25 protein-coding genes are annotated in these 25,445 nt (G+C 68.5%); 15 read left to right on the top strand and 10 right to left on the bottom strand.

Annotation, left to right across the window (positions count from 1 at the left end; all coding sequences use genetic code 11):
• Positions 1-61: 61 nt before the first annotated feature.
• From pstS to pstB, 4 genes are all read left to right on the top strand, one after another.
• Complete coding sequence (gene pstS, locus KCG34_RS08985) at positions 62-1,111, top strand: phosphate ABC transporter substrate-binding protein PstS (protein ID WP_211940031.1); 1,050 nt, start codon at positions 62-64, stop codon at positions 1,109-1,111.
• 72 nt (positions 1,112-1,183) lie between these two features.
• Positions 1,184-2,143, top strand: coding sequence for a phosphate ABC transporter permease subunit PstC (gene pstC, locus KCG34_RS08980; RefSeq protein WP_211940030.1), 960 nt, complete (start codon positions 1,184-1,186; stop codon positions 2,141-2,143).
• A gap of 10 nt (positions 2,144-2,153) precedes the next feature.
• Positions 2,154-3,020, top strand: coding sequence for a phosphate ABC transporter permease PstA (pstA, locus tag KCG34_RS08975; RefSeq protein ID WP_211940029.1), 867 nt, complete (start codon positions 2,154-2,156; stop codon positions 3,018-3,020).
• A complete protein-coding gene (pstB, locus tag KCG34_RS08970) occupies positions 3,017-3,826 on the top strand; it encodes a phosphate ABC transporter ATP-binding protein PstB (RefSeq protein WP_211940028.1) in 810 nt (269 codons plus the stop codon). The genes pstA and pstB overlap by 4 nt, the downstream gene beginning before the upstream one ends.
• Before the next feature lie 27 nt (positions 3,827-3,853).
• Here the strand turns inward: pstB and KCG34_RS08965 are convergent, their stop codons facing one another.
• From KCG34_RS08965 to KCG34_RS08955, 3 genes are all read right to left on the bottom strand, one after another.
• Positions 3,854-4,147, bottom strand: a complete 294-nt coding sequence (locus KCG34_RS08965; RefSeq protein ID WP_211940027.1) for a glycine zipper 2TM domain-containing protein — start codon at positions 4,145-4,147, stop codon at positions 3,854-3,856.
• Between the two features lie 98 nt (positions 4,148-4,245).
• Positions 4,246-5,733 (bottom strand): glycerol kinase GlpK, encoded by a 1,488-nt coding sequence (gene glpK / locus KCG34_RS08960; RefSeq protein WP_211940026.1) that lies wholly within the window; start codon positions 5,731-5,733, stop codon positions 4,246-4,248.
• A gap of 113 nt (positions 5,734-5,846) precedes the next feature.
• Positions 5,847-6,179: a hypothetical protein gene (locus KCG34_RS08955; protein WP_211940025.1), complete on the bottom strand. Its 333-nt coding sequence runs from the start codon at positions 6,177-6,179 to the stop codon at positions 5,847-5,849.
• A 242-nt stretch (positions 6,180-6,421) separates the two neighbouring features.
• Between KCG34_RS08955 and KCG34_RS08950 the strand changes: the two genes are divergently transcribed.
• Positions 6,422-8,926 carry an ATP-binding protein gene (locus KCG34_RS08950; RefSeq protein WP_249138271.1) on the top strand — a complete coding sequence of 835 codons (2,505 nt, stop codon included), beginning with the start codon at positions 6,422-6,424 and terminating at the stop codon, positions 8,924-8,926.
• Positions 8,927-9,047: 121 nt separating this feature from the next.
• Entirely contained in the window at positions 9,048-9,275 is a 228-nt protein-coding gene (locus KCG34_RS08945; protein WP_211940024.1) for a hypothetical protein, read from the top strand.
• A gap of 9 nt (positions 9,276-9,284) precedes the next feature.
• Here the strand turns inward: KCG34_RS08945 and ppc are convergent, their stop codons facing one another.
• Positions 9,285-11,972, bottom strand: coding sequence for a phosphoenolpyruvate carboxylase (gene ppc / locus KCG34_RS08940; protein WP_211940023.1), 2,688 nt, complete (start codon positions 11,970-11,972; stop codon positions 9,285-9,287).
• Between the two features lie 124 nt (positions 11,973-12,096).
• Entirely contained in the window at positions 12,097-12,918 is an 822-nt protein-coding gene (locus KCG34_RS08935) for an enoyl-CoA hydratase/isomerase family protein (protein ID WP_211940022.1), read from the bottom strand.
• 155 nt (positions 12,919-13,073) lie between these two features.
• Here KCG34_RS08935 and KCG34_RS08930 point away from each other — a divergent pair, with 155 nt between their 5' ends.
• The 3 genes from KCG34_RS08930 to budC are packed head-to-tail and all read left to right on the top strand — an operon-like array spanning position 13,074 to position 15,884.
• Positions 13,074-14,324, top strand: a complete 1,251-nt coding sequence (locus KCG34_RS08930; RefSeq protein ID WP_211940021.1) for a cytochrome P450 — start codon at positions 13,074-13,076, stop codon at positions 14,322-14,324.
• Between the two features lie 19 nt (positions 14,325-14,343).
• The gene (locus KCG34_RS08925) at positions 14,344-15,090 is read left to right on the top strand and encodes an enoyl-CoA hydratase/isomerase family protein (RefSeq protein ID WP_211940020.1); all 747 of its coding nucleotides are present in this window, start codon (positions 14,344-14,346) and stop codon (positions 15,088-15,090) included.
• 14 nt (positions 15,091-15,104) lie between these two features.
• On the top strand, positions 15,105-15,884 hold the full coding sequence (budC, locus tag KCG34_RS08920; protein ID WP_211940019.1) for a meso-2,3-butanediol dehydrogenase: 780 nt from the start codon (positions 15,105-15,107) through the stop codon (positions 15,882-15,884).
• A 145-nt stretch (positions 15,885-16,029) separates the two neighbouring features.
• On the opposite strand, the gene KCG34_RS08915 is transcribed toward budC, so the two are convergent.
• The 3 genes from KCG34_RS08915 to KCG34_RS08905 all read right to left on the bottom strand — a co-directional run bounded on the left by KCG34_RS08915 (position 16,030) and on the right by KCG34_RS08905 (position 18,854).
• Positions 16,030-17,193, bottom strand: coding sequence for an acyl-CoA dehydrogenase family protein (locus KCG34_RS08915; protein ID WP_211940018.1), 1,164 nt, complete (start codon positions 17,191-17,193; stop codon positions 16,030-16,032).
• A 2-nt stretch (positions 17,194-17,195) separates the two neighbouring features.
• A complete protein-coding gene (locus KCG34_RS08910) occupies positions 17,196-18,329 on the bottom strand; it encodes a CaiB/BaiF CoA transferase family protein (protein WP_211940017.1) in 1,134 nt (377 codons plus the stop codon).
• A gap of 99 nt (positions 18,330-18,428) precedes the next feature.
• Positions 18,429-18,854, bottom strand: coding sequence for a hypothetical protein (locus tag KCG34_RS08905; protein ID WP_211940016.1), 426 nt, complete (start codon positions 18,852-18,854; stop codon positions 18,429-18,431).
• A 155-nt stretch (positions 18,855-19,009) separates the two neighbouring features.
• On the opposite strand from KCG34_RS08905, the gene KCG34_RS08900 reads away from it, so the two are divergent.
• The 6 genes from KCG34_RS08900 (at position 19,010) to KCG34_RS08875 (ending at position 23,896) form a co-directional block, all read left to right on the top strand.
• The gene (locus tag KCG34_RS08900; protein WP_211940015.1) at positions 19,010-19,606 is read left to right on the top strand and encodes a hypothetical protein; all 597 of its coding nucleotides are present in this window, start codon (positions 19,010-19,012) and stop codon (positions 19,604-19,606) included.
• Positions 19,607-19,683: 77 nt separating this feature from the next.
• Positions 19,684-20,151 (top strand): PaaI family thioesterase, encoded by a 468-nt coding sequence (locus KCG34_RS08895; RefSeq protein ID WP_211940014.1) that lies wholly within the window; start codon positions 19,684-19,686, stop codon positions 20,149-20,151.
• A complete protein-coding gene (locus KCG34_RS08890) occupies positions 20,148-20,573 on the top strand; it encodes a PaaI family thioesterase (RefSeq protein ID WP_211940013.1) in 426 nt (141 codons plus the stop codon). The genes KCG34_RS08895 and KCG34_RS08890 overlap by 4 nt, the downstream gene beginning before the upstream one ends.
• A 3-nt stretch (positions 20,574-20,576) precedes the next feature.
• Positions 20,577-21,767, top strand: coding sequence for an alanine racemase (locus tag KCG34_RS08885; RefSeq protein WP_211940012.1), 1,191 nt, complete (start codon positions 20,577-20,579; stop codon positions 21,765-21,767).
• Positions 21,768-21,963: 196 nt separating this feature from the next.
• The gene (locus KCG34_RS08880; protein WP_211940011.1) at positions 21,964-22,914 is read left to right on the top strand and encodes a threonine ammonia-lyase; all 951 of its coding nucleotides are present in this window, start codon (positions 21,964-21,966) and stop codon (positions 22,912-22,914) included.
• A 193-nt stretch (positions 22,915-23,107) separates the two neighbouring features.
• Positions 23,108-23,896: an SDR family NAD(P)-dependent oxidoreductase gene (locus KCG34_RS08875; protein ID WP_211940010.1), complete on the top strand. Its 789-nt coding sequence runs from the start codon at positions 23,108-23,110 to the stop codon at positions 23,894-23,896.
• 6 nt (positions 23,897-23,902) lie between these two features.
• On the opposite strand, the gene KCG34_RS08870 is transcribed toward KCG34_RS08875, so the two are convergent.
• Positions 23,903-24,205: a barstar family protein gene (locus KCG34_RS08870; RefSeq protein WP_211940009.1), complete on the bottom strand. Its 303-nt coding sequence runs from the start codon at positions 24,203-24,205 to the stop codon at positions 23,903-23,905.
• A gap of 6 nt (positions 24,206-24,211) precedes the next feature.
• Entirely contained in the window at positions 24,212-25,309 is a 1,098-nt protein-coding gene (gene mtnA / locus KCG34_RS08865; protein WP_211940008.1) for an S-methyl-5-thioribose-1-phosphate isomerase, read from the bottom strand.
• Between the last annotated feature and the right edge of the window lie 136 nt (positions 25,310-25,445).

Below are 25,445 nucleotides of genomic sequence, written 5' to 3'. Positions count from 1 at the left end.
GCCGCCAGTATTGCGAGGGCGTGTTTGAGCGGCCTGGGGGCCGCCGTCCAAGGAGACACGGATGTTGAAGCAACTGATCGCCGCGGCGGCGGGCGTGAGCCTGGTCCTCGGCGCGGGCGCAGCTGCGCGCGCGGCCGACCTGAACGGCGCCGGCGCGACCTTCCCGGCCCCGGTCTACGCCAAGTGGGCGGAAACCTACAAAAAGACCACCGGCGAGGGCCTTAACTATCAAGCGATCGGCTCGGGCGGCGGCATCAAGCAGATCAAGGCCAAGACCGTCGATTTCGGCGCCTCCGACAAGCCGCTGAAGCCGGAAGAGCTGAACGGCGCAGGCTTGTTCCAGTTTCCGACCGTGGTCGGCGGCGTGGTGCCCGTGATGAACCTGCCGGGCCTGCAGGCCGGCCAGGTCAAGCTGACCGGCAGCCTGCTGGCTCAGATCTATCTCGGTGATATCAAGAAGTGGAATGACCCCCAGATCGCCGCCTACAACAAGGGCGTCAACCTGCCCAACCTGCCGATCACCGTCGTGCACCGCTCTGACGGCTCGGGCACCAGCTTCCTGTTCACCAGCTATCTGGCCATGAAGAGCGCCAAGTGGCAGCAGAAGGTCGGGGCCAGTGACTCGGTGCAATGGCCGACCGGCCTGGGCGGCAAGGGCAATGACGGCGTCGCCGCGTTCGTGAAGCAGACCGTGGGCTCAATCGGCTACGTCGAATACGCCTACGCCAAGCAGAACCACATGGACTACGCCTTGATGCAGAACAAGGACGGCAAGTTCGTGACCCCCGACGCCAACAACTTCGCTGCGGCCGCCGGCCATGGCGACTGGTCGAAGGCTCCGGGCTTCTACCTCCTGCTCCTTGACCAACCGGGCGCGGCCTCCTGGCCGATCACCGGCGCAACCTTCATCCTGGTCTATAAGCAGCAGGCCAACGCGGCGACCGGCGCCGCGGTGCTGAAGTTCTACGACTGGGCCTATAAGAGCGGCGACGCTCAAGCCCAACAGCTCGACTACGTGCCGCTGCCGGCCAATGTGAAGACGATGATCCGCAAGGCCTGGGCCGACAATGTGAAGGGCCCGGACGGCAAGGCGGTCTACGTTTCGAAATAGTCGCACGGCTGCAGCTCAACGACCCGGCGAAGGTCAGTTCCGCCTGACCTTCGCCTCATGTTTGCAGGGACCATGACCGCCATCAGCCCCGACGAGATCGTCCAACGCACACCCCCCAAGGGCGCCGTGTTCGATCCGATCTTCAAATATCTCTGCTTCGGCGCCGCGACGGCCCTGCTCGCCTCACTGACCGGCATCGTCATCTCCCTGGGAATCTGGGGCTGGCCGGCCTTCCACAAGTTCGGCTTCGGCTTCTTCACCAGCACCACCTGGAACCCGGTGACCGGTGACTTCGGCGCGGCGGGGCCGATCGTCGGCACCCTGGTCTCCTCGATCCTGGCTCTGATGTTCGCCCTGCCGCTGGCCTTCGGGGTGGCGGTGTTTCTGGTCGAGTTCTGCCCGCCGATCCTGCGGCGGCCGATTGGCGTTGCTGTAGAGCTGCTCGCCGGCATCCCCTCGATCGTCTATGGCATGTGGGGACTGTTCGTGTTCGCCCCTTTCTTCGCCCAGCACATCGAAATCCCGGTGATGGCCGCAGCGCCGCCCGGCACCATCTGGGAGACTTTGACCACCGGCATTCCCAATGGTGACAACATCCTGACCGCCTCGATCATCCTCGCGATCATGATCCTGCCCTTCATGGCTGCGGTGCTGCGCGAGCTGTTCCTAACCGTTCCGGTGCAGTTGCGGGAAAGCGGCTACGGCATGGGGTCGACCACCCTCGAAGTCGTCACCTCGATCACCTTGCCCTACGTGCGCCGCAGCGCCGTCGGGGCGGTGATGCTGGGCCTCGGCCGGGCGCTGGGCGAGACCATGGCTGTGACCTTCATCATCGGCAATTCCCACGACCTGCCCACATCGTTGTTCGGCGCGGGCTCGACCATCGCCTCGACCATCGCCAACGAATTCAACGAAGCGACCAGCGATATGCACACGGCGGCCCTGATCGCGCTGGGGCTGGTGCTGTTCATGATCACCTTCACGGTCCTGGCCATCGCGCGCGCGCTGCTGGGCGCGGACCGGCACGCCTAGGGGAACGCTGATGACCGATTTCCGCAGAGCGCGCCGTTCCGCCGCCAACATCGCCTTCATCGGCTTTTGCTACGTCACCACCGCGATCGCGCTCACGGCGCTGGCGCTGATCTTCTGGACCCTGTTCAGCAAGGGGTTCGGCGGATTGAACCTCGACATCTTCACCAAGGTCACACCGGCGGCAGGCTCCGTCGGCGGGCTGTCCAACGCCATCGTTGGCTCGATCGTACTGTGCGGCCTGGGCATGTTGATCGCCATCGCCGTCGGGGTCATGGCCGGCACCTGGCTGGCCGAATACGGCGGCGCGACGCCTTACGCCCAACTCGTCCGGTTCGTGAACGATATCCTGCTCTCGGCGCCGTCGGTCCTGATCGGTCTTGTGATCGCCGGCTGGCTGGTCGCGCCGTTCCACGGCTTTTCAGCCTTCGCCGGCGGGGTGGCGCTCGGGCTGATCGCCGTCCCGATCATCACGCGCACGACCGAGGACGTGCTCAAGCTGCAGCCGACCGCGCTGCGTGAAGCGGGCGTGGCGCTCGGGACCCCGCTTTGGACCACGATCCGCAAGATCCTGTGGAAGGCGGCCGGCAGCGGTATCCTGACCGGCGGCCTGCTCGCCTTTGCGCGGATCAGCGGCGAGACCGCGCCGCTGCTGTTCACCTCGCTCGGCAACACCGACTACAGCCTCGGCCTGCACAAGGCCTGGCTCGGCCTGAACCTTCCGCTCGCGAGCTTGCCGTCAGCCATCTTCGCCATGGCTGAAACCCCGGCCGACGATCTGATCCGGCTGGCCTGGACGGCCGCTCTGATCCTCGCCCTTGCAGTCCTCGGCGCCAATGTCCTGGCGCGCTTTATCACCCGGGAGCGCCGCCCCTCATGAACGCCGTCACTGCCGAGACCTACGAGCAGTTCACCGTCGAACTCGCGCCTGAAACGGTGAAGATGCACGTCAGGAACCTCGAATTCTTCTATGGCAAGCACAAGGCGCTGCACGGCGTGACCCTGCCCGTGCTGGACAGGGGCGTCACCGCGCTGATCGGCCCGTCGGGCTGCGGAAAGTCCACTCTGCTTCGAGCGATGAACCGGATCTACGGCCTCTATCCCGGCCAGCGCGCCACCGGCGAGATCATGCTCGACGGTGAGAACATCCTGGGCCCCAAGATCGACGTCGCCACCCTGCGTTCGCGCGTAGGCATGGTGTTCCAGAAGCCGACCCCGTTCCCGATGTCGATCTACGACAATGTGGCTTTTGGTGTGCGCCTCTATGAAAGCCTGTCAAAGGCGGACATGGACGACCGCGTCGAGGAATCGCTGCGTCGCGCCGCGCTGTGGGATGAGGTCAAGGACAAGCTGAAGCAGTCGGGCCTGGGCCTGTCGGGCGGCCAGCAACAGCGCCTTTGCGTCGCCCGCGGTATCGCCGTGAAGCCCGAGGTCCTGCTGCTGGACGAGCCGGCTTCGGCGCTCGACCCCCTATCCACCGCCAAGCTGGAAGAGACCATCGTCGAGCTGAAGAAGGACTACACCATCGTCATCGTCACCCATAACCTGCAGCAGGCGACGCGGGTGTCGGACAACACCGGCTTCATGTTCCTGGGCCGGCTGATCGAGTTCGGCGCGACGGTGGACGTTTTCACCAACCCCCGCGCCAAGCGCACCGCCGACTATATCGGCGGCCGGTTCGGGTAGGAGAGGGGCTTTCGCCCCCCGCCTCCATCAGCATTTGTGGCCGTGCTTGGCGATCTCGTGGCCGGCCACGGCGCCAGCACCGGCGCCGATCAAGGTCCCGCCCAGGCGACCGCCGCCGTGGGTGACGGCGTTGCCCAGAAGGCCGCCCGCCACCGCGCCGACCACCGTTCCGGTATTGGCCGCGTGCCGCCGTTCGGCCTCGCAGCCAGAGTGATGGTGACGGTGATGACGGTAGGTGTCCTGCGCCTGCGAGGCGCCGCCGGCGCCGAGGCCGACCGCTAGCGCCGCCAGAGCAGCGAGAATGGATTGAATGCTCTTCATGACCTTGTTCCTTGCCGCCAGCTGACCCCGGGCTGGCGCGCCCCGTCCCTTGCCCTTGAAATGCCCGTCTAGCGCAAAGGTTCCAGTCAAGCTTGGCTTCAGTCTGGCGCGACCCAGTCGAGGGTACGCTGCACGGCTTTCTTCCAAGCCCCGTATTCGCGATCCCGCACCGCCTCGGCGACGGCGGGCGCCCATTCGGCATCCTTGCGCCAGTTGGCCCGAAGGCTCTCCACGTCGGGCCAGAAGCCGACCGCCAGGCCGGCGGCGTAGGCGGCGCCCAGGCAGGTTGTCTCGGTCACCGCCGGTCGCACCACCGGCGCGCCGAGGGCGTCGGCCAGGATCTGCATCAGAAGGCGGTTGGCGGTCATGCCGCCGTCGACCTTCAGCGTGGTCAGGGGCACGCCGCTGTCGGCGACCATGGCGTCGACCACCTCGCGCGTCTGCCAGGCGGTGGCTTCGAGGGCGGCCCGGGCGATGTGGCCCTTGGTGATGTAGGCGGTCAGGCCCGCGATCACCCCGCGCGCGTCGGAGCGCCAATAGGGGGCGAACAGGCCGGAGAAGGCCGGCACGAAATAGCAGCCGCCGTTGTCGGCGACCGACGCGGCCAGGGGCTCGATCTCCGACGCGGACTGGATCAGGCCCAGGTTGTCGCGCAACCACTGCACCAGGGAACCGGCCACGGCGATCGAGCCCTCCAGGGCGTAGACTGTGGGCGCCTCGCCGATGCGATAGCCGACCGTGGTCAGAAGGCCGCTCTTGGACGCCACCGGCCGCTCGCCGGTATTGACCAGCAGGAAGGCCCCGGTGCCGTAGGTGCTCTTGCCCTCGCCCGGCGCGAAGCAGGTCTGGCCGAACAGCGCCGCCTGCTGGTCGCCCAGGGCCGAGGCCACCGGCGCGCCCTGCAGAACGCCGCGCGCGGTCCCGTAAACTTCGGACGAGGGACGGATCTCGGGCAGCATGGCCCGCGGGACGCCGATGGCTTCCAGCAAGGCCTCGTCCCAGTCGAGGCCGTCCAGGGCCATCAGCATGGTGCGGCTGGCGTTGGTCACGTCGGTGACGTGACGCCCGGTCAGCTTCCAGATCAGCCAGCTGTCGATGGTGCCGAACAGAAGGTCGCCCCGCTCGGCCGCGGCGCGAGCGCCCGGCATCTCGTCCAGCAGCCAGCGGATTTTGGGGCCGGAGAAATAGGTTGCGAGCGGCAGGCCGCAGCGCTCGCGGAACCGGTCCTGGCCGGCCTCGCCGCCCAACTCACGAACCAGCCGGTCGGTGCGGGTGTCCTGCCAGACGATGGCGTTGTGCGCCGGCTTGCCGGTGTGGCGATCCCACAGGACTGTGGTCTCGCGCTGGTTGGTGACGCCGATGGCGGCCAGGTCCTTGGGGCCGATGCCTAGCTTGGCCATGGCCCCTACCACCGAAGCCTCGACATTGGCCCAGATCTCCAGGGCGTCGTGCTCCACCCAGCCCGGCCTGGGGAATATTTGCCGGTGTTCGCGCTGGTCGATGGCGCCGATGGCGCCGGCGGCATCGAAGATGATGCAGCGCGAGGAGGTGGTGCCCTGGTCGATGGCGGCGATGTAGCGGGTCATGACGGGTCTTGCCGGCCCCTTGGTCTCGTTGAGGGCCTGAGCCTACGACGGTTCAAGGCCAGCCTTGAACCGCCAATTTTCGCTGGCCCAATGCCTTTACGGCAGGGCGCTGGTCAGGATTGCTCGCCCTGCGCCTTCAGGAAGTCGGTCCAGGCGGCTTCGCGGATCTTTTCGGCTTCCTTCAGCCTGGCCTCGGCCTCGCGCACCGCCGCATCATGCTTGCGCCACTCCGCCACGCCGCCTTCGCGCGCACCGTGGGCGCCTTCGAAGGTGGTGAAGCGGGCCAACACCGCGCGGACCGAATAGGTCACTGGCGGGCCTACCGTTTCGCGATCCGGATAGAAGCCGGTCACCGCATCGGCGGTTTCGCTCTCGACGCGGAACACATCCGCCCACCCCGCATGGTGGCGCATCAGGGCCCAGGGCTTTTCGATCACTTGGCTCACCAGTTCGCTCCGTTCCTCTTAGGATACGCTCGCCCATCCGAAACGCTTCGAGGGCCGCCGCAGGGATGGGCGATCGGTCGGCCAGCGCCGCCTTTTCGCACCCCTTGGCCGAACGGACCAGGGGGACCTTGTGACGACCCCGCTTTCCTAGGCGGAAACGGTCGTGCGTCAATGCGCCGCAAACGGCCAAGCTCGCTTGGTCGGCTTTTAGTTGCGAATGGCCCGCTAGTTTCAAAGGCCTGATGCAATCTCTGTCGCGCAGATTTCTGATCGGAGTAGGGCTGACGGCCTTGGTCGTCACCGTGCTCGGCTCCGTGGGCGCGTTCGCGGTGTTCCAGCATGAGCTTTCCGCCCGACAGCTCAGCTTTCTCAGCGACTATGTGCGCGAGCGCAGCAGCAACGTCGACAAGCGCTTCACCACCTTGTCAGGCCTGCAGCACGAAGCGGCGCGCGAGCTCGGCCAGCGGGTCGGCCGCCTTTCTCTCGCCGAACTCGACCGGCTGATCGAGACCTACTATCCGCGCTTTGGCGACGGCACACGGCGCAGCCCGGCCCCCTTGTTCGACGGCTCGATGAACGCCGCCGGCGAATATACCTACGGCATGGGGGCCTACCTGGGCCATCCCGACGCCATGACGGACGACGAGCGCCGCGCCATGGCCGCCGCCTTCGAACTGGTGTCGGACTTTGGCCGCGCCGCCCACGACACCTACGACAACTTCTATTTCTTCACGCCCGGAACGCGGCTGGTCGTATTCGGCCCGGACCGGCCGGACCGGCTGATGTTCTATCGCCACGACGCCCCGCCGAACCTGGACGTCAGCCACGAGCAGATGGCCACCCTGACCAGCCCGGCCGAGGACCCGGACCAACTCACGCGCTGCACCACCCTGCAGCGGCTAATCCAGGACACCCACGGCGAGCGCCTGGCCTCGGCCTGCCTGACGCCGGTCTATCTGCATGGGCGCTATGTCGGCTCGTTCGGCTCTTCCATCGACCTCTCCGGTTTCTTCCGCGACGCGGTCAAGAACGGCTTGCCCGGCGCCACCAGCCTGGTGGTGATGGACGACGGCCAGGTGATCGCCTCGCCTCGCTTCGCCAGCGAAGGCGCCGCGTCTCCGGAGGAGGTCGCTGCTTACGAAAAGGCGCTGAAGCTGAAGGCGATCGCCGCGGCGATCCATCGGGACGGGCGCAAGACCGGGGTGATCACCAGTCCTGACGGCGGTCAGATCGTGGCCTATGGGCGGCTGTCGGGACCGAACTGGTACCTGCTGGAAATCTATCCCAAGTCGGCGGTGACCACCTCGGCGGCCTGGTCGGCCTCGTGGGTGCTGCTGATCGGCCTGATCGCGGCCGCCTTCCAAACCCTGCTCGTGGTGCGCCAGGCCCGCATGGCCATCGTGGGTCCCCTCGAGACCCTGGCGGCGAGTTCGGCCGCCTCCGACGCGGCCGATCGTGACCGGCCCGAGGTGCGCGCGGTCGAACGCCGTCAGGACGAGATTGGGGTGCTGGCCCGGGCCCTGCGCGAGGAGCGCGGCAAGGTCGAGGCGGTGCTGGCGTCGCTGGAGGAGCGGGTGCGCGAGCGAACCTCCGCCCTGGAGCGGGCCAATGCGGAAAAGTCGCGCTTCCTGGCCAATATGAGCCACGAGTTGCGCACCCCGCTGAACGGCGTGATCGCGATCTCCGAGACCCTGGCCAAGAGCCAGCGTACGCTGCGCGACCGGGAGCTGGCTGAGTTGATCGTCTCCTCCGGGCGGCTCCTGGAGCAGGTGCTGACCGACATCCTCGATTTCTCCAAGATCGAGGCCGGCGAGATCGCTCTGGCCGAAGAAGTGTTCTCGCTGGACGACGTGGTCGCGCGCATCGCCGAGCTTCATCGCGCCGCCGCCGAGGCCAAGGGGCTCGACTTCCGCTGGAGCGTCGATCCCGGCGTCTCGGGCTACTACGGCGGCGATTCCGTGCGCCTTACTCAGGTGCTGTCCAACCTGCTCAGCAATGCGGTGAAGTTTACCGAACGCGGCTCGGTGGCTCTCAGCGTCGCGGCCTGCGGCGAAGGCCTGCGTTTCCTTGTCGCCGACACCGGCATCGGCTTCGACGAGAGCGTGCGCGCGCGGCTGTTCCGACGCTTCGAGCAGGCCGACACCTCGATCCGCCGGCGTTTCGGCGGCACCGGCCTGGGCCTTGCCATCAGCCGCTCCCTGGCCGAGCTGATGGGCGGCCGCATAGACGTCGTGTCCGCGCCGGGCGAGGGCTCCACCTTCGAGGTGGTGCTGCCCCTGGCCCGCAGCCTGCCGGCGCCGGTCGAGACCGACGAGGCGGCCGAGGAGGAGGTCAGCCTCGCGGGCCGGCGCATCCTTCTGGCCGAGGATCATCCCACAAATCAGAAGGTCATCCAGGTGGTCCTCGACATGTTCGGGGTCGATCTGGTGATCGTCGAAAACGGGCTGCAGGCCATGCGCCGCCTGGAAAGCCAGCGCTTCGACCTCGTCCTGATGGACATGCAGATGCCGGAAATGGACGGGCTTTCCGCCACCGAGGCCTTGCGTGCTCTGGAGCGCGAGACCGGCCAGCCGCGAACCCCGGTGATCATGCTGACCGCCAACGCCCTGGACGAGCACGTCCGCGCCAGCCTGGCGGCCGGGGCCGACGAGCACTTGTCCAAGCCGATCCGCGCCGAGGCTCTGATCGAAGCCATCGCCCGCGCCGTGTCCGGCCAAGCCCACCATGCGGTGGCCGCCGCGGGCTGAGCCCGCCCGTTCGGTCCTGAGAACACCTACTTCCGCGATTATTTTTGCCGATCATGCCTACTTAAAGACATGATTAAGCCTTTGCGCGCTGAATAGCGCAGCGAACGGTGTTATATGAACCATGACGATCTCGTCCATCACCACCGAGGGCCATCACGCCGCCGCCCCCCCATTCACGGTGACGGGGCAGCATCTGCAGGCCGTCTACGTCCCCACCGCCTCGGCGGCTGGCGGGGTGTTCATGATCGTGGAGAAGGACACCGGCCGAGTGATCGTGCAACTGCCGTTCGCGCCGCAAGCCTCCGCCGGCGAAGCCGCCGCGGCGCACGCGGTCGACATCACGGCCTGAGTCTGGCGCTCAGCCGCTGTTGCGCAGGCCCGCCGACACGCCGTTGATCGACATGTGGATACCGCGGCGCAGCCCGTCCTCGACCTCGCCCGCCCGGTGGCGGCGCAAGAGCTCGACCTGCAGCACGTTCAAGGGATCGATATAGGGCAGGCGCACCTTGATCGACTGGGCCAGGCGCGGGTTGTGGTCCAACAGGTCGGCCTCGCCGGTAAGGCTCAGCACCGCCTCGCGGGTTCGCCGCCACTCCTCGCTGATGCGGGCGAATACCCGGCCGGCCAGGGCCTGGTCCTCGACCAGGGCGGCGTAGCGCGCGGCGATCGGCAGGCTGGACTTGGCCATGACCATTTCCAGATTGGCGACCACCGAGCGGAAAAAGGGCGAGGCGGCGTAGAGGGCGCGCAGCTTGTCCAGGGCGGCCGGATCCTCCGCGCTGACCGCCTGCACCGCAGAGCCGAAGCCGAACCAGCCCGGCAGCATCACCCGCGATTGCGACCAGGAGAACACCCAGGGGATAGCCCGCAGGTCCTCGATCCGCGTCGAGGCCGTGCGTGAGGCGGGGCGGCTGCCGATCTTCAGGTCGGCGATCTCGACAAGGGGGGTCGACTGGCGGAAATAGGTCTCGAAGCCCGGGGTCTCATAGACCAGGTCGCGATAGGCGGCGAAGGCCTTGGCGCTGAGCGCCGAGAGCAGTTCGGCCTGGGCGCCGTCGGCGGCGTCCGGGTGGTCGGCGTAGCGGCCGAGCAGGGCGCCGGCGACGATGGTCTCCAGGCTGAGCAGGCCGGCCAGGGGGTGGCCGTATTTGGAAGCCACTACCTCGCCCTGTTCGGTGATGCGGATGCCGCGGTCAAGCGCCGCGGGCGGCAGGGCCTGGATGGCCTCGAAGCTGGGGCCCCCGCCGCGGCCCACCGCGCCGCCCCGGCCGTGGAAGGTGCGAAGGCCGATGCCCCGTTGGGCGAAGAGGGCCGACAGGCTGTTGATGGCGGTCCGGATCTCCCAGTTGGAGGTGACGTAGCCGCCGTCCTTGTTGCTGTCGGAATAGCCGATCATCACCTCTTGCAGGTCGCCCTGGCCGGCCAGCATGGCGCGGACCAGCGGCAGGTCGAAATAGGCGGCCATGATGGCGGCGCCGGACCTCAGGTCCTCGATGGTCTCGAACAGGGGCACGATGCGAAGGCCGCAGGTCGGCGGATCGCCCGGACGGTAGAGGCCGGCTTCCTTCAGGAGGATCGCCACCTCCAGCATGTCCGAGACGCTGGCGGCCTTGGAGATCACATAGTTGGCGATGGCGCCCTCGCCGAAGCGGGCGCGCAGAGCGGCCGCGGCGTCGACCACGCCCAGTTCCTTGGCGGTCTCCTCGGAATAGGCGCCGTAGGGCGAGCGCAGCATGCGCGGGCTGGCCAACTCCTGCGCCAGCAGGGCGACGCGCTGCGCCTCGGGCAGGGCGGCATAGTCGGCGGTGACGCCGGCCTTGCCCAGGAGCTCGGCCACCACGCGCTCGTGCACGTCGGAATTCTGGCGCAGGTCCATCACGGCCAGGTGGAAGCCGAAGCTGGCCACCGCCTCACGCAAGTCCGCCAGCCGCCCCTGGGCCAGGTCGGCGCCGCCGCCCAGGCTGAGCGAGCGGGCGACCACGTCCAGGTCGCCCATCAGTTCGGCCGGCGCTGAATAGGGCCTGGCCGGTAGGCTCGATGACCTCGCCGGCGCGCGGCCCAGCACCGCCGTCCGCGTCGCCGCCAGGCGCGCGTAGCAGCCGACCAGGGCGCGGCGGTAAGGCTCGTCGTCGCGGTTGTCGTTGTGGTCGCCGCTGGCCTTGGCGAGGTCGGCGAGGTCGGCGCTGATGGTGGCGAAGTCGGCCGACAGCGACAGCTCCGAGCCCAGGGCGTGCAGTTCTTCCAGGAGGTGGTCCAGGATCAGCTCGCCCTGGTGGGTGACGGCGAAGGTCAGGGTGTCGGCGTTGACGAAGGGGTTGCCGTCGCGGTCGCCGCCGACCCAGGAGCCGACCTGGACGCAGGGCGCCAGCGGCCCCGTTGCGCCCAGGAGCCGGGCCAGGCGGCGCTTCAAGAGCGGCAGCTGCTTAAGGAAGGTCAGGCGGAAGATCGAGAGGGCGTTCTCGATCTCGTCGGTCACGTTCAGCCGCACCTGGCGCAGCATCCGGGTCTGCCACAGGGTGCGGATCTCGCGCTTCAGGTCCGCTTCCACGTCGGCGCGGTCGGTGGAGCGCATGCGACCGTCGGTCTGCTGCAGCAACTCGGCTATGGCCAGTTCGCGGTCGAGAATGCTCTTGCGGCGCACCTCGGTGGGGTGGGCGGTAAGGACGGGGGTCAGGACGGCGCGGTTCAAGAAGCCGATCGCCTCGTCGGCGGTGACGGCGCGGCTGGCGCCCAGCTCGGCGAACGGGTCGGTCAGGCTGGTCTGGCGGCGGGAATTGTGGTCGTCGGCGATATTGGCCAGCTGGGAGAAGATGGCGAAGCCGCGGATCAACAGGCGCGCCTGGTCCAGGGTCATGCCGTGCAGGATGTTCTCCAGCTCAGGGTCGGCCTCGCCCTGGCGGTGCTCGCCCACCGAGCGTTGGCGAATGTCCTCGATCAGGCTGAAGACTTGTTGCCCCTCCTGCTCGCGGATCACGTCGCCCAGGAGCCGTCCCAGAAGCCTGACGCCGCTGCGGCTCTCGCCGAGGGAGGTTTGCAGGGCGGTCATGCGTGGCGGCTTTCCGTAACGTGAAGCGAAGGGCGGCTACCCCCTAGTCTGTCGGCGTTCGCCGATCAATGGTCTGCGTCTTTCAGGTCCGGACTTCTCGGAGCTCTGACGAAATTCGAGGCTTTCAGCGCCCCTTGAACCGCGGCGCCCGCTTTTCCCGGAACGCGGCGACGCCTTCGCGCACGTCTTCGCTGGGATTGGTGACCATCACCGCCATCTGGGCGTCGACCAGGGAGGCTTCCAGGCTGGTCTCCATGGCCTTGGCCATCATCATCTTGGTCAGGCGCACGGCCAGGGGCGCCTTCAGGGCCAGATGTCCGCAAAAGGCCAGGGCCTGGGCTTCCAGCTCGGCGTCGGGGAAGACCTCGGTGACCAGGCCCAGCCGCTCTGCCCGCTCGGCGTCGTAGATCTCATGCAGCAGGCTCATGCGCAGGGCCTTGTCCAGGCCCATGGCGCGGGGAAACAGCCAGGCGCCGCCCTCGTCGGGCAACAGGCCCGCCTTGTTGCTGGTGTCGCCCAGCCGGGCAGTCTCGCCGGCGAAGCGGAAGTCGCAGGCTAGGGCGAGAGCCAGGCCCCCCGCCACGGCATAGCCGCGGATCACCGCCAAGCTCGGCTTGTCCAGGCGGCGCAGGGCCAGCACCACCGCCTGCATGCCGTCGCGCATCTCGCGCCCGTGGCCCATGGGCGAGGTGGCGACATGGCGCGAATGCTCGGGGTCGGCGCCGGAGATGTCGCCGCCGGTGCAGAAGGCGCGCTCGCCGGCGCCGGTCAGGATCAGCACCTTCAGGTCGTCATCGTCGGCGAACAGGGCGATGGCGGCCGAAAGCTCGCGGCACATCTGGAAGGTGTAGGCGTTCATCGCCTGAGGACGGTTCAGGGTGATGCGGGCGACTCCGGCGGCGGGCGCGTCGCAGGCGATGGTGTCGAAGCGGGTCTCGGCGAACATGGGGCGTCTCCGGCCTTGTCGTTTCAGGCGATCATCGACCCGGCAGGGCGGCCGCCGCAAGCGCTCGCTCAAATCGGTGCGCTTTCCGTTGCGGCGCAATTGTCACCGCCTGCGCCGGGAGCCTAGTCTCGCAAAAACATAGGGAGGCGCCGCGGATGACGGCCCAGGCTCATGGCTCGTTGAAGCCGATCGATCTGAAGGATCCGGACCTCTATGTGCCGGGAGTGCCCCATGAGACCTTCACCTGGCTGCGCGCCAATCAGCCGGTCTACTGGAACCCCGAGACCGACGGCGGGGCCGGCTTCTGGGCCCTGACGCGGCACGCCGACGTGGTGGCCGCGTCCACCGATCCGGCGACCTTCTCCTCGGCGCGAGAGAGCGGCGGGCACCGGATCTTCAACGAAAACGAATTCCCGGCCCAGGACATTGAGGCCTCGATGATCTCGATGGACCCGCCGCGGCATGTCGACTACCGGCGCATGGTCATGGGCGGCTTCACCCCGCCGCGCCTCAGAGACATGGAGGCGGGCATCCGCGCCCGCGCGGTCAACCTGATCGGGGCCATGATCGCCAGGAAGGCGCGCGAGGGCGGCCCGATCGACTTCGTCTCCGGCTTTTCCGCCCCTTACGCCATCCAGACCCTGGCCGAGCTGTTCGGCGTCTCCGAGGCCGACGGCGACAAGCTGTTCGAATGGTCGAACGCCGTGGTCGGCGAGGACGACCCTGAGTGCCGTGCGAGCCCGGAATACATGCAGGCCTGCATCCAGCAGATGGCCGGCTATTCCATGGGCCTGTGGCAGCTGCGCGCCGAGAGCGCCGGGGGCGACCTGATCTCCATGCTGGTCAAGGCAGCCCAGGAGGGGACCGAGATGAGCATTCCCCGCTACCTCTCGACCTTCATCCTGCTGGTGGTGGCGGGCAATGAGACCACCCGCAACTCGATCTCCGGCGGGCTGATCGCGCTGGATGAGAACCCGGAGCAGCGCGAGCGGGCCGTGGCCGACCCCAGCCTCTTGCCGCACATGGCGCAGGAGATCGTGCGCTGGGTCAGCCCGGTGCTGCACATGCGCCGCACCGCCATGCGGGACGTCGAGATCGGCGGCCAGCTGATCCGCCAAGGCGACAAGGTGGTCATGTGGTACCCCTCGGCCAATCGTGACGAGGCGGTGTTCGACGAGCCTTTCCGCTTCGACATCGGCCGTACGGCCAAACCCGGTGCGCCCAAGCACCTGGGCTTCGGCTTCGGCGAGCATGTGTGCCTGGGCCAGCGCCTGGCCGAACTGCAGCTGCGCGTGGCCTATGAAGAGCTGTTCGCCCGCCTGCCGAACCTCAAGCCGGCTGGGCCGCCCAGGCGGCTGCGGTCGAACTTCATCAACGGGATCAAGGAACTGCCGGTCACCTTCTAGAGGGCCGCGGGGAGGTGGGATGAGCGATCTGGTGCTGCGTGAGGACAGGGACGGGCTTGCGGTCCTGACCCTGAATCGGCCGGACAAGCTGAACGCGCTGAACGTCGAGCTGTTCGCCGCCCTGGAGGCCCATGTCGCCGCCCTGGAGGGCGAGACCGACCACATCGGCCTGGTGGTGGTGCGCGGCGCCGGGCGCTGCTTCTCCGCCGGTCACGACCTCGGCGACATCGCCACCGGCGAGAAGCTGCCGAGGCGCAACTTCCAGGCCGATATCATCGAGCGGCTGGCGGGCCTGCCCCAGCCGGTGATCAGCGCCGTGCACGGCCATTGCTACACCGGCGCCCTGGAGCTGGCCCTGGCTGGCGACCTGATCTTCGCCGCCGAGGGGGCCAAGTTCGGCGACACCCACGCCCGCTGGGCCCTGACCCCGGTCTGGGGCCTCAGCCAACGCCTTCCGCGCCGGGTCGGGACCTACAAGGCGCGCGAGATGATGTTCACCTGCCGCACCTATTCGGGACAGGAGGCGTTGGCCATGGGCCTGGCCAATTTCTGTGTGCCCGACGAGGCCTTCGAGGTCGAACTCGAGGCCCTGGCCCGCCAGATCCTGGCCAATTCCTGGTTCAGCCACCGGGCCAACAAGCGCCTGGTCACCCGCACCGACGGCCTGCCGCTGGCGGCCGGCCTGGCGCACGAGGTCTATCGCGGCGAAGGCGTCGGCCCGGACATGGCCGACCGCATAGCGGCGTTCACAAGCAAATCCCGCTGAGGAAGGGCCCAGCCATGCGTTTTCAGGACAAGGTCGCGGTGGTCACCGGCGGCGCCTCGGGCATCGGGGCCGCCACCGTGCGCCTGTTCGCCGCCGAGGGCGCCAAGGTGGTGGTCGTGGACATGAACGAAGGCCTGGGCCACGCCCTGACCGACGAACTGGACGAGGGGCGCACTCACTTCATCCGCTGCGACGTCAGCGATCGCGTGGCGCTCGAGGCCGCGGTCAAGGATTCCCACGACCGCTACGGTCGGCTGGACATCCTGTTCAACAACGCTGGCATCGGCTGTTTCGGCAAGACCCCGGACCTGGACCCCGAGGTCTGGGAGAAGGTGATCGCGGTCGATCTCAGCTCGGTGTTCTACGCCTGCCGCGCGGCGATCCCCTTGATGCGCGCGGCCGGGGGCGGGGTGATCGTCAACACCGCCTCGATCTCGGGCCTTGCCGGCGACTACGGCTTCACCGCCTACAACGCGGCCAAGGGGGCGGTGATCAACTACACCCGGGCGCTCGCCATCGACCATGCCCGCGAGGGAATCAGGGTCAACGCCCTCTGCCCCGGCCTGATCGACACGCCCCTGACCGCGGTGGCCAAGCAGATGTCCGGGGTGCTGGACGTGTGGCTGGAAGGCATCCCCATGGGCCGCGCCGGCACGCCGGAGGAGATGGCCAAGGTGGTCGCCTTCCTGGCCTCGGACGACGCTTCCTACGTCACCGGCGCGATCATGATCGCCGACGGCGGCGCGACGGCGGGGACGGGGCAGCCGGATTTGGCGAAGTTTTTGAAGCCGTAGGGACTAATCGGAGAGCCACCCCTTTCCTCATGCCGCCCGGCGCGCAAGCGATGGGCCTCGAAGCACGCGGCGGCGGACCGGTTGCGTGCTTCGAGGCCCGCTGTCGCGGGCGCCTCAGCATGAGGACCTGCGGTGCTGGGGGTGGCTAGTACGACCGCGGCATCCCCAGCGCATTCTGGGCTAGAAACGCCAGCACCAGGTTGGTCGAGATCGGGGCCACCTGGTAGAGGCGCGTTTCGCGGAACTTGCGTTCGATGTCGAACTCCTCGGCGAAGGCGAAGCCGCCGTGCGCCTGGACGCACGCCTCGGCGGCGGCCCAGGAGGCCTCGGAAGCCAGCATCTTGGCGATATTGGCTTCCTCGCCTGCGGTCAGGCCGGCGTCGAAGCGTTCGGCGGCGCGCTCGACCATCAGGGCGGCGGCGCGGTACTGGGCGTAGGCGCGGGCGATCGGGAACTGGACCCCCTGGTTGGCGCCGATCGGGCGGCCGAACACCTTGCGGTCGGTGACGTACTTGCTGGCCTTGTCGATGAACCATTGCGCATCGCCCAGGCACTCGGCGGCGATCAGGGTCCGCTCGGCGTTCATGCCGTCGAGGATGTATTTGAAACCCTTGCCTTCCTCGCCGATCAGGTTGTCGGCCGAGACCTCGACGCCGTCGAAGAACACCTCGGTGGTCGAGTGGTTCATCATGGTGCGGATCGGGCGGATGGTCAGGGTCCCGGCCTTGAGCGCAGCACTCATGTCGAGCATGAACACCGAAAGTCCGTCGCCCTTCTTGGCCACCTGGTCCTTCGGGGTCGTGCGGGCCAACAGGATCATGAAGTCGGAGTGCTCGGCCCGGCTGGTCCAGATCTTCTGGCCATTGACGACATAGCGGTCGCCGTCGCGCACGGCGGTGGTGGAGAGGGCCAAGGTCTCGGAGCCCGAGGTCGGCTCGGTGACGCCGAAGGCCTGCAGGCGGATCGCGCCCGAGGCGATGCCGGGCAGCCAGCGGTCCTTCTGCTCAGCCGTGCCGTGCTTGAGAATGGTGCCCATGGTGTACATCTGGGCGTGACAGGCGCCGGCGTTGCAGCCGGACTTGTGCACTTCTTGCAGGATCGCGGTGGCTGCTCTGAGGCCAAGGCCGCTGCCGCCGTATTCTTCGGGGATCAGGGCGCCCAGGAAGCCTTCCTCGGTCATGGCCCTGACGAAGGCGGTGGGGTAGGCGCGCTCGCGATCCAGTTCGCGCCAATACTCGCCGGGGAAGCGGGCGCAGAGGGCGGCGACGGAATCGCGGATTGCGGTCAGTTCGTCTTCGGTGGTGCTCATCTTCAGTCCTCTCGGCCGCGCGCCCAGCCGTGGCGGGCGATCTCCTCGGCGTGCTCGTTCATTTGCGGCGCCCTGGGGTTCGGCGCACCGGGCTCGTTGCGGAAGCGGATCGGGGTTCCGATCACCTCTGAGCCGTCCGCGTCGTGGCTCAGCATTCCACGCTCGGCCAGGAAGGGGTCGGCGAAGGCCTCGGCCAGGGTGCGCACGGGTGCGAAACAGACGTCCAGGCCCTCGAACCACTCTACCCAGTGGGCTTGCGTTTTGGTGGCGAAGGTCTGGCGGAAGAAAGCGCGCAGCGGCTCCTGGCCATCGCCGGGCGGCTGGCGCGCGAGGGGCAGCAGATCGAGGCGCCCGAGCTTGGCCAGGAGGTTCTCGGCGAACTTGATCTCCGAGCCGCCCAGGGCGATCCAGCGTTCGTCCAGGGTCTGGTAGAGACCGTACATGGCCGCCCCGCCCCAGAAGCGCGAGCGCATCAGCTCCGGCGCCTCGCCCCTGGCGAACACCGGGCCGGTGGCATGCGGGGTCCAGGCGATCACGCTGTCGAACATCGAGATGTCCACGAAATCGCCCCGGCCGGTCGTGGCGCGCCGATAGAGCGCCATCAGGATGCCGGAGAGCGCCGTCAGCGAAGAGAAGGCGTCGGCGATCAGGGCGCCCGGCATCACCGGCCGGCCGGCGCTGTCGGCGCCCAGGGGCAGGGTCCCGGCCAGGGCCTGCACGGCGAGGTCGTGGGCGGGGTTGTCCCTGTGCCGCCCTTCCTGGCCGAAGGCGCTCAGCGAAGCATAGACGATCGCCGGATTGATCGCGCTGACCGCCGCATAGCCCACGCCCAGCCGGTCGGCGACGCCGGGCCGGTAGGCCTCGACGATCACGTCGGCCTCGGCCGCCAGGCGCAGAAACAGGGCGCGCTGGTCCTCGTCCTTCAGGTTCAGCTGGATCGAGCGCTTGCCGCGCTGGGTGTTGCGGAAATAGACGGAAAGGCCGTTCTTGACCTCGCCGATCTCGCGGGTCGGCTCGCCGGCGCCCATCGGCTCGATCTTGATCACGTCGGCGCCGTGGTCGGCCAGCATCAGCGTGACCATCGGCCCCGGCAGGAACATCGACAGATCGAGAACCTTGAGGCCGGCGAGCTTCATCGTGGTGGCGCGGGTCCGAGGGCGAGGGGCGGGAGCGCCCCTTGTCGACCGCCGGACCCTACGTCAGCCAAGCGCCGAGATGAACCGTCGCGCTTCGCCCTACGGCCGGTCCTTCTTGGGGATGGCGGCGACCTCTTCCGGCGACAGCTTGGCGATCGACTTGACGAACAGGTGCTCGCGGAAGCCATGGCCGTCCGACACCGACATGTCGAGGTCGATGGGATAGCAGACGCTGTCCGGTCCCCGGACCTCGTTGACGATGTGCACATCGGGCCAGTGCAGCAGATTGGTGCCGCCGCTGAGCTCGATCTTGTAGACGTCGTGGGTGCGCACGCGCAGGTACATCACGTCGTTCCGGTCGCTGGCCGCGGTCCAGTTCTGCCAGTCGCGGATGTAGAAGCACTTGTCGAGATGGTTCGACGGCTGGGCCGGGGCCGCGGGCGCGTCGGCCATCGCAGCGCCGCCGAAAACCAGGGCGCCGGCGGCGATCAGCCCGGCCGGCAGGACGCCTTTGAACACGGACATGGTGACCTCACAAATCCTAGCCCCGCTGTGCTGAGATTGGGCGTCAATCCCGGCTTGTCAATCTCCGGTTCAACGCTCCTGTTCAACCCTGGCGAGGCGGCGCGCGGCGCGCTAGATGAGAGCTGCAGCGCCTGATGCGAGACCCGAGACCGACCGTGAGCGAAAACGCCTCTTCCGGCCGCAAATCCTGGTGGACGTGGATCCGGGTCAGCGAGGTGGTGGGGGTGATCGCGGTGATCATCGCCATCCTCAATTTCTGGGACAGCCACCAGGAGCGCAAGGCGACCGACCAGGCGCGCCAGGCCGCCGACCAGCGCGCGGCGATCGCCCCCGCCTTCGTGCTGGTGGCGGCCGCCGACGCGAACGGGGAGCGCATCCGCCTGACGCCGGTCCACGCCGACCAGCCGATCCAGAGCCAGCAGTTCATCTTCCCGACTGAAATCCGGGCTCAGCCGGTCGAGACCGCCGGCTCGGCCCGCATCGAGGCCAGCTGGTTCGAAGAGGGCCTGCGCAAGGCGGCGGGCAAGGGGGGCGGTGACGCGGGCGATCGCCGCCTGCCTGTTGGGGTCACCACCACCTATCTGGCCGACGGCGACACCCGCATCGACAAGGCCGTCTATGACATCGGCTATCGGCTGGAGCCGCGCATGCTGCGTTCGGACCGGGTGGTGCTGGTGGGGCTCAGCATCGCGCATCGCAACGTGCGCGGCGATCTGAAGGCTGCGGTCGAACAGGCCTACAAGGCGCGCTAGGCCGGAGGGACAATTCGGCGGGGCGGGGTGACAATCCTTCGGTTGCGCCTGAGCCGCCGGGGCGCTCTAACTGAGCCATGTCCGCATCGCCAGAAATCCTGCAAGCCGTGGCCGAGCGCATGTCCCGGGAATGTCCCCAGGCCGTGGCGCTGGGCATGACCACCATAGCTCTCGAGCCCGACGTCGCCGTCCTGACGGTTCCCTACGGCCCCGACCTGATCGGCGACCCCGACACCGGGGTGATCGCCGGCGGAGTGGTCACCACCCTACTGGACCACGCCTGCGGCCAGTCGGTGATGGCGGCCCTGGGCGCACCCCAGGGCATCGCGACCCTGGACCTGCGCATCGACTACATGCGAGCGGCCGAGCCGGGCCTGGACATTTTCGCCCGCGCCCACTGCTACCGCATCACCCACTCGATCGCCTTCGTCCGCGCCACCGCCTACGACCGTGATCTGGAGGATCCGGTGGCGACGGCCCAGGCGGCCTTCATGCTGACCGGCCTGCCGCCGGTCTATGCGCAGAAGGCGGGAGACCCGGCATGAGCGAGGAGGCTGCCGAACGTTTGCGCGCCACCCTGGCCCGCATCCCCTATGCCCGCTTCCTCGGCCTGCGCGCCGAGCTGGCCGGGGACGAAATGACGGTGATCCTGCCCTACGCCCCGCGCCTGATCGGCAACGTCACCCTGCCGGCCCTGCACGGCGGGGTGCTGGGGGCCTTGATGGAGATGACCGCCCTGGCCCAGCTGTCGCTCAGCGAGGGTCTGGCCCGCCAGCCCAAGCCGATCGACATCACCATCGGCTATCTGCGCAGCGGCCGGCCGGTGGAGACCTATGCCCGGGCCGAAATCAAGCGCGTCGGTCGCCGCGTGGCCAACGTCTATGTCGAGGCCTGGCAGGAGGCGCGGGCCAAGCCGATCGCCAACCTGCACGGCCATTTCCACGTCACCCCGGCCGAGGGGGGCTGAAGCATGGCCGACGACTTCTTCACCCTCGCCCGCCCGCCCATGACCCCGGCCCTGGTTGTGCGGCGCGAGGCGCTGCTGGCCAATCTGAAGGCGATGCAGGGCTTTTGCGACGCCGCCGGCGTGGCCCTGCGCGCCCACGGCAAGATGCACAAGTGCTCGACCCTCGGCCGGCTGCAGGTCGATCTGGGGGCCAAGGGCCTGTGCTGCCAGACGGTGGGCGAGGCCGAGACCTACGCCGCGGCGGGAATCAAGGACCTGCTGGTCACCGCGCCCATTCCGCCCTGGGGACCGGCGCGGCTGGCGACCCTGGCCAAGGGCGGGACGGACATCGCCTGCGTCGCCGACGACGCGGGCCAGATCGAGCGGCTGTCCGCGGCGGCGGTCGCGGCGGGCATAACCATCCGGGTGGTGATCGACCTCGACCTCGGCCTGCACCGCGCCGGCGCGGCGCCGGATCAGGCTGTGGCCCTGGCGCGGGCGGCGAGCGCGGCGCCGGGCCTCAGCTTCGCGGGCATCCAGGCCTATCTCGGCCACCTGCAGCACCTGCCCGACATCGCCCAGCGGCGCGCGGCGGACGAGGCGGCGCTCGTCCGGCTGAAGGCGGTCGTGACCGAGCTGACCGAGGCGGGGCTCGCGCCCGGCATCGTCACCGGCGGGGGCACCGGGACCTATGTCACCGACCTGGCGTCGGGCGTGTTCAACGAGATCCAGGCCGGCTCCTACGCCTTCATGGACGTGGAATACGGCGACTGCGGCGCGCCGGACGGGGGCGAATGGCCGTTCCGCCCGGCCCTGTTCGTGGCCGCCAGCGTGGTCTCGGCGCGGCACAAGACCCACGTCAGCATCGATGCGGGCCTCAAGGCCTTCAGCGTCGACGGCCCCGCCGCGCGTGTCCTCGCCGGCGCCGCCCCGGGATCGCGCTGGCGCTCCATGGGCGACGAGCATGGCGCGATCTTCCATCCCTCGGCGCCGGAGGCGATGAAGGCGGCCGGCGGGCCCGACCCGATCGGCGCCCTCGACGCCGACCCGGCCTTTCCCTGGCCCGCCGATGCGCCCCGGTCCGGCGACGTGGTCTGGCTGCAGCCCGGCCACTGCGACCCGACGGTCAATCTCTACGACGCTCTCTATGTGGCCGACGAGGACGGCCGGATAGAGCTCTGGCCCGTCGACGCCCGGCGGCGAAATGCCCTCTAACCTTCAGATCCACCTATGAAACCATCCCCCTGAAATCCGCTCATCCCGGCGAATGCCGGGACCCAGATCACAAAGCGCCGGCCGAGCCGGTTGTCCTGAACACCTTGCCAAATAGGCGCCATACGATCTGGGTCCCGGCATTCGCCGGGATGAGCGGGTTGGGGGGAATCCAGTCCGAGTTCAACAGAGCAGTCCCATGACCGAGACCCTGATCCCCCTGGCCGACTTCGAGGCCGCCCGGACCCGCATCGCGCCCTATGTGAACCCGACCCCGCTGGTCGCCATCACGCCGGAGGGCCTGCGGCTGAAGGCCGAGAGCCTGCACCCGATCGGGGCGTTCAAGATCCGGGGCGCCTTCAACGCCATCCTGTCGCTGAGCGACGAGGAGCGCGCCCGCGGCGTGATCGCCTTTTCCAGCGGCAACCACGCCCAGGCCGTCTCCTATGCCGCCAACCGGCTGGGCGTTAAGGCCGTCATCGTCATGCCCAACAACGCCCCCAAGGCCAAGCTGGAGGGCACCCGCCGCTGGGGCGCCGAGGTGATCACAGTGGGCGGCTCCAGCCACGAGCGGATGCTGCACGCCAAGGCGATCCAGGCCGAGCACGGCTACGCCCTAGTCCCGCCCTACGATCTTCTGACCATCATGCAGGGGACCGGGACCATCGGCCTGGAGATCCTGGATCAAGCGCCCGACGCCCTGGTGGTCTATACCCCCGTTTCCGGCGGCGGCCTGTTGGGCGGGGTCTCGGCGGCGATCAAGCAAGCCCGGCCGGGGGTCAAGGTGATCGGGGTCGAGCCGGAACTGGCCAACGACGCCTGGCAGTCGTTCAAGGCCGGCCACATCGTCGGCCTGACCGCCGAGGAGACCGCCCGCACCATCGCCGACGGCCTGCGGGTGCAGCAGGTGGGCGACCTGACCTGGCCGCATATCAGGACCTATGTCGACGAGATCGTCACGGTCACCGAAGCCGAGATCAAGGCCGCCATGCGCCTGATCGCCACCGGCGCCAAGCTTCTGGCCGAGCCCAGCGGGGCGGTCTCGACGGCGGGCGCGCTCAAGCGCGGCGGCGACCTGACCAAGGCCGTGGCAGTGCTCAGCGGCGGCAACGTGGACCTGGACGTGCTGGCGGGGATTTTGGCGGAGTAACTTCAGCCGCTCATCCCCGCGAAGGCGGGGATCCAGATTCATCCACCAGCTTGTGGACGCGGCCCCTGGGTCCCCGCCTTCGCGGGGATGAGCGGAAAAGAGGTAGCCAACCCCCGCCCAATCAGCTTAGGTGACCGCCGATAACCAATCCGAGCCGGAGCCTCGTCCGGCCGAGCGAAACGGGAGCGAAACCATGGGTCGGGTCAGCGGCAAGGTCGCCTTGGTCACGGGCGGAGCCAGCGGCATCGGGCGCGGCTGCGCCGAGGTGCTGGCGGCCGAGGGCGCGATCGTGGTGGTCACCGACGTGCAGGTCCCGATGGGCCTGGAGGTGGTGGACGGCATCAAGGCCGCCGGCGGCCAGGCCGTGTTCCGCGAGCAGAACGTGACCAGCGAGGACGTCTGGCGCGACACCATCGCCGCCGTCGACGAGCAGTTCGGCCGCCTGGACATCCTGGTCAACAACGCCGGCATCGGCATCGGCGGGCCGATCACCGAGATGACCCTGGAGGACTGGCGCAAGCAGCAGGCGATCAATGTCGAGGGGGTGTTCTTAGGCACCAAGCACGCCCTGCCGCTGATGCGCCGCGGCGGCGGCGGCTCGATCATCAACATCTCCTCGCTGGCGGGGCTGAACGGGGCGCCGAACCTGGCCGCCTATTGCGCCACCAAGGGCGCGGTGCGGCTGTTCAGTAAGGCCGTGGCCCTGGAATGCGCAGGCCTGAGGGACGGGGTGCGGGTCAATTCCGTGCACCCCGGCATCATCGAGACCCCGATCTGGGACGGCATCTCGGCCACCACGGCCGCCATGGGCACGGGCGCCAACCGCATCGACCTCGACGCCGTCTCGGCCATGGCCACCCCCCTGGGCGTCAAGGGCTTCCCGGCCGACATCGCCAACGGGGTCCTCTACCTGGCCTCGGACGAGAGCCGCTACGTGACGGGGACGGAGCTGGTGATCGATGGGGGGATGCACGCGCGGTAGGGGTGGCTACAGAACAAATTCCCAGAGGACGTCGGCGACTGGGCGACCGGTCTCCGACTTCAGCAGTTCGATCTCGCTTCTGAGGTCGCTCGATAAACGTGAAAATCCGATGATCCGCACCGTGAAAGGCGGTTCGACAGCGTTCATGTCGCCGTAGACGATCGAGTCCACGCAGGCATTGATGCTGTGGCCGTGCCACTCGGGAGCGCCGAGTGCCTTCAGCAACGCGCCGTAGAGATCATCGTATGTCTTCCAATGGGTCGCGTGCAGGATGATCAGCTTCTCTGGCGCGTCACCTTGCCCGGCCATAGTCTCTCACCGCCCCCGCTCCGGATACAACCCCACCAACCCCGCCTCACTCGCCGCACACACCCCCCGCTCGGTGATCAACCCCGTCACCAGCCGCGCCGGGGTCACGTCGAAGCCGTAGTTAGCGGCGGGGCTGCCGGGGGCGGCGATGTCGACGGCGGCCAGGCTCCCGTCCGGCAGGCGGCCGGTGATGCGGGTCAGTTCGGTAGGGTCGCGCTGTTCGATGGGGATTTGGGCGATCCCGTCGGTCAGGGTCCAGTCGATGGTCGAGCCAGGCAGGGCGACATAAAAGGGCACGCCATTGTCCTGGGCCGCCAGGGCCTTGAGATAGGTGCCGATCTTGTTGGCCACGTCGCCGGTGCGGGTGGTGCGGTCCGTGCCGACGATGCAGAGGTCGACCTGGCCGTGCTGCATCAGGTGGCCGCCGGTGTTGTCGGCGATGATGGTGTGGGCCACGCCCTGCTGGCCAAGCTCGAAGGCGGTCAGGCTGGCGCCCTGGTTGCGCGGCCGGGTCTCGTCGACCCAGACATGAACGTCGATCCCGGCCTGTTGCGCCGCATAGATCGGGGCGATGGCCGTGCCCCAGTCGACGCAGGCCAGCCAGCCGGCGTTGCAATGGGTCAGGACGTTGACCCGCCCGCCGCCCTTCTTCTCGCGCGCCGCCTCGATCAGGGCCAAGCCATGGCGGCCGATGGCTCTGCAGGTCTCCACGTCCTCGTCGCAGATGGCGGCGGCCTCGGCATAGGCGATCTCGCGGCGGTCGGTAGGCGGGGCGTGCAGCACCTTGGCCAGCATGCGGTCCACCGCCCAGGCCAGGTTGACGGCGGTGGGGCGGGTGGCCTTCAGCGTGCGGCCGGCCTCCTCCAGGTCGGCCTTGGTGTGGTCGCCGCGCGTGACCAGGGCCAGGCCATAGGCGGCGGTGGCGCCGATCAGGGGCGCGCCGCGGACCTGCATGTCCTTGATGGCCCGGGCGGCGTGGTCGAGGGTCTTCAGGCGCACGACCTCGACCCGGTGGGGCAGGAGGGTCTGGTCGAAGATCTCCACATCGCCCGAGCCGTCGGCGGCGGGCCAGAGGGTGCGGGTAGGGGCGCCGTTGATTTTCATGGGGCTACTGCTGTTCAACCGCTCATCCCGGCGAATGCCGGGACCCAGATCCTATGGCGCAGGATTGGGGGCGCTAGCAATGAGGGACATCTGCAGGCCTGGCGCTTTACGATCTGGGTCCCGGCATTCGCCGGTA

This window comes from Phenylobacterium montanum (assembly GCF_018135625.1).
GTDB classification, from domain to species: domain Bacteria; phylum Pseudomonadota; class Alphaproteobacteria; order Caulobacterales; family Caulobacteraceae; genus Poindextera; species Poindextera montana.
The sequence above is the reverse complement of the archived record's forward strand: the minus strand, read 5'-3'. Positions and strand labels throughout refer to the sequence as shown.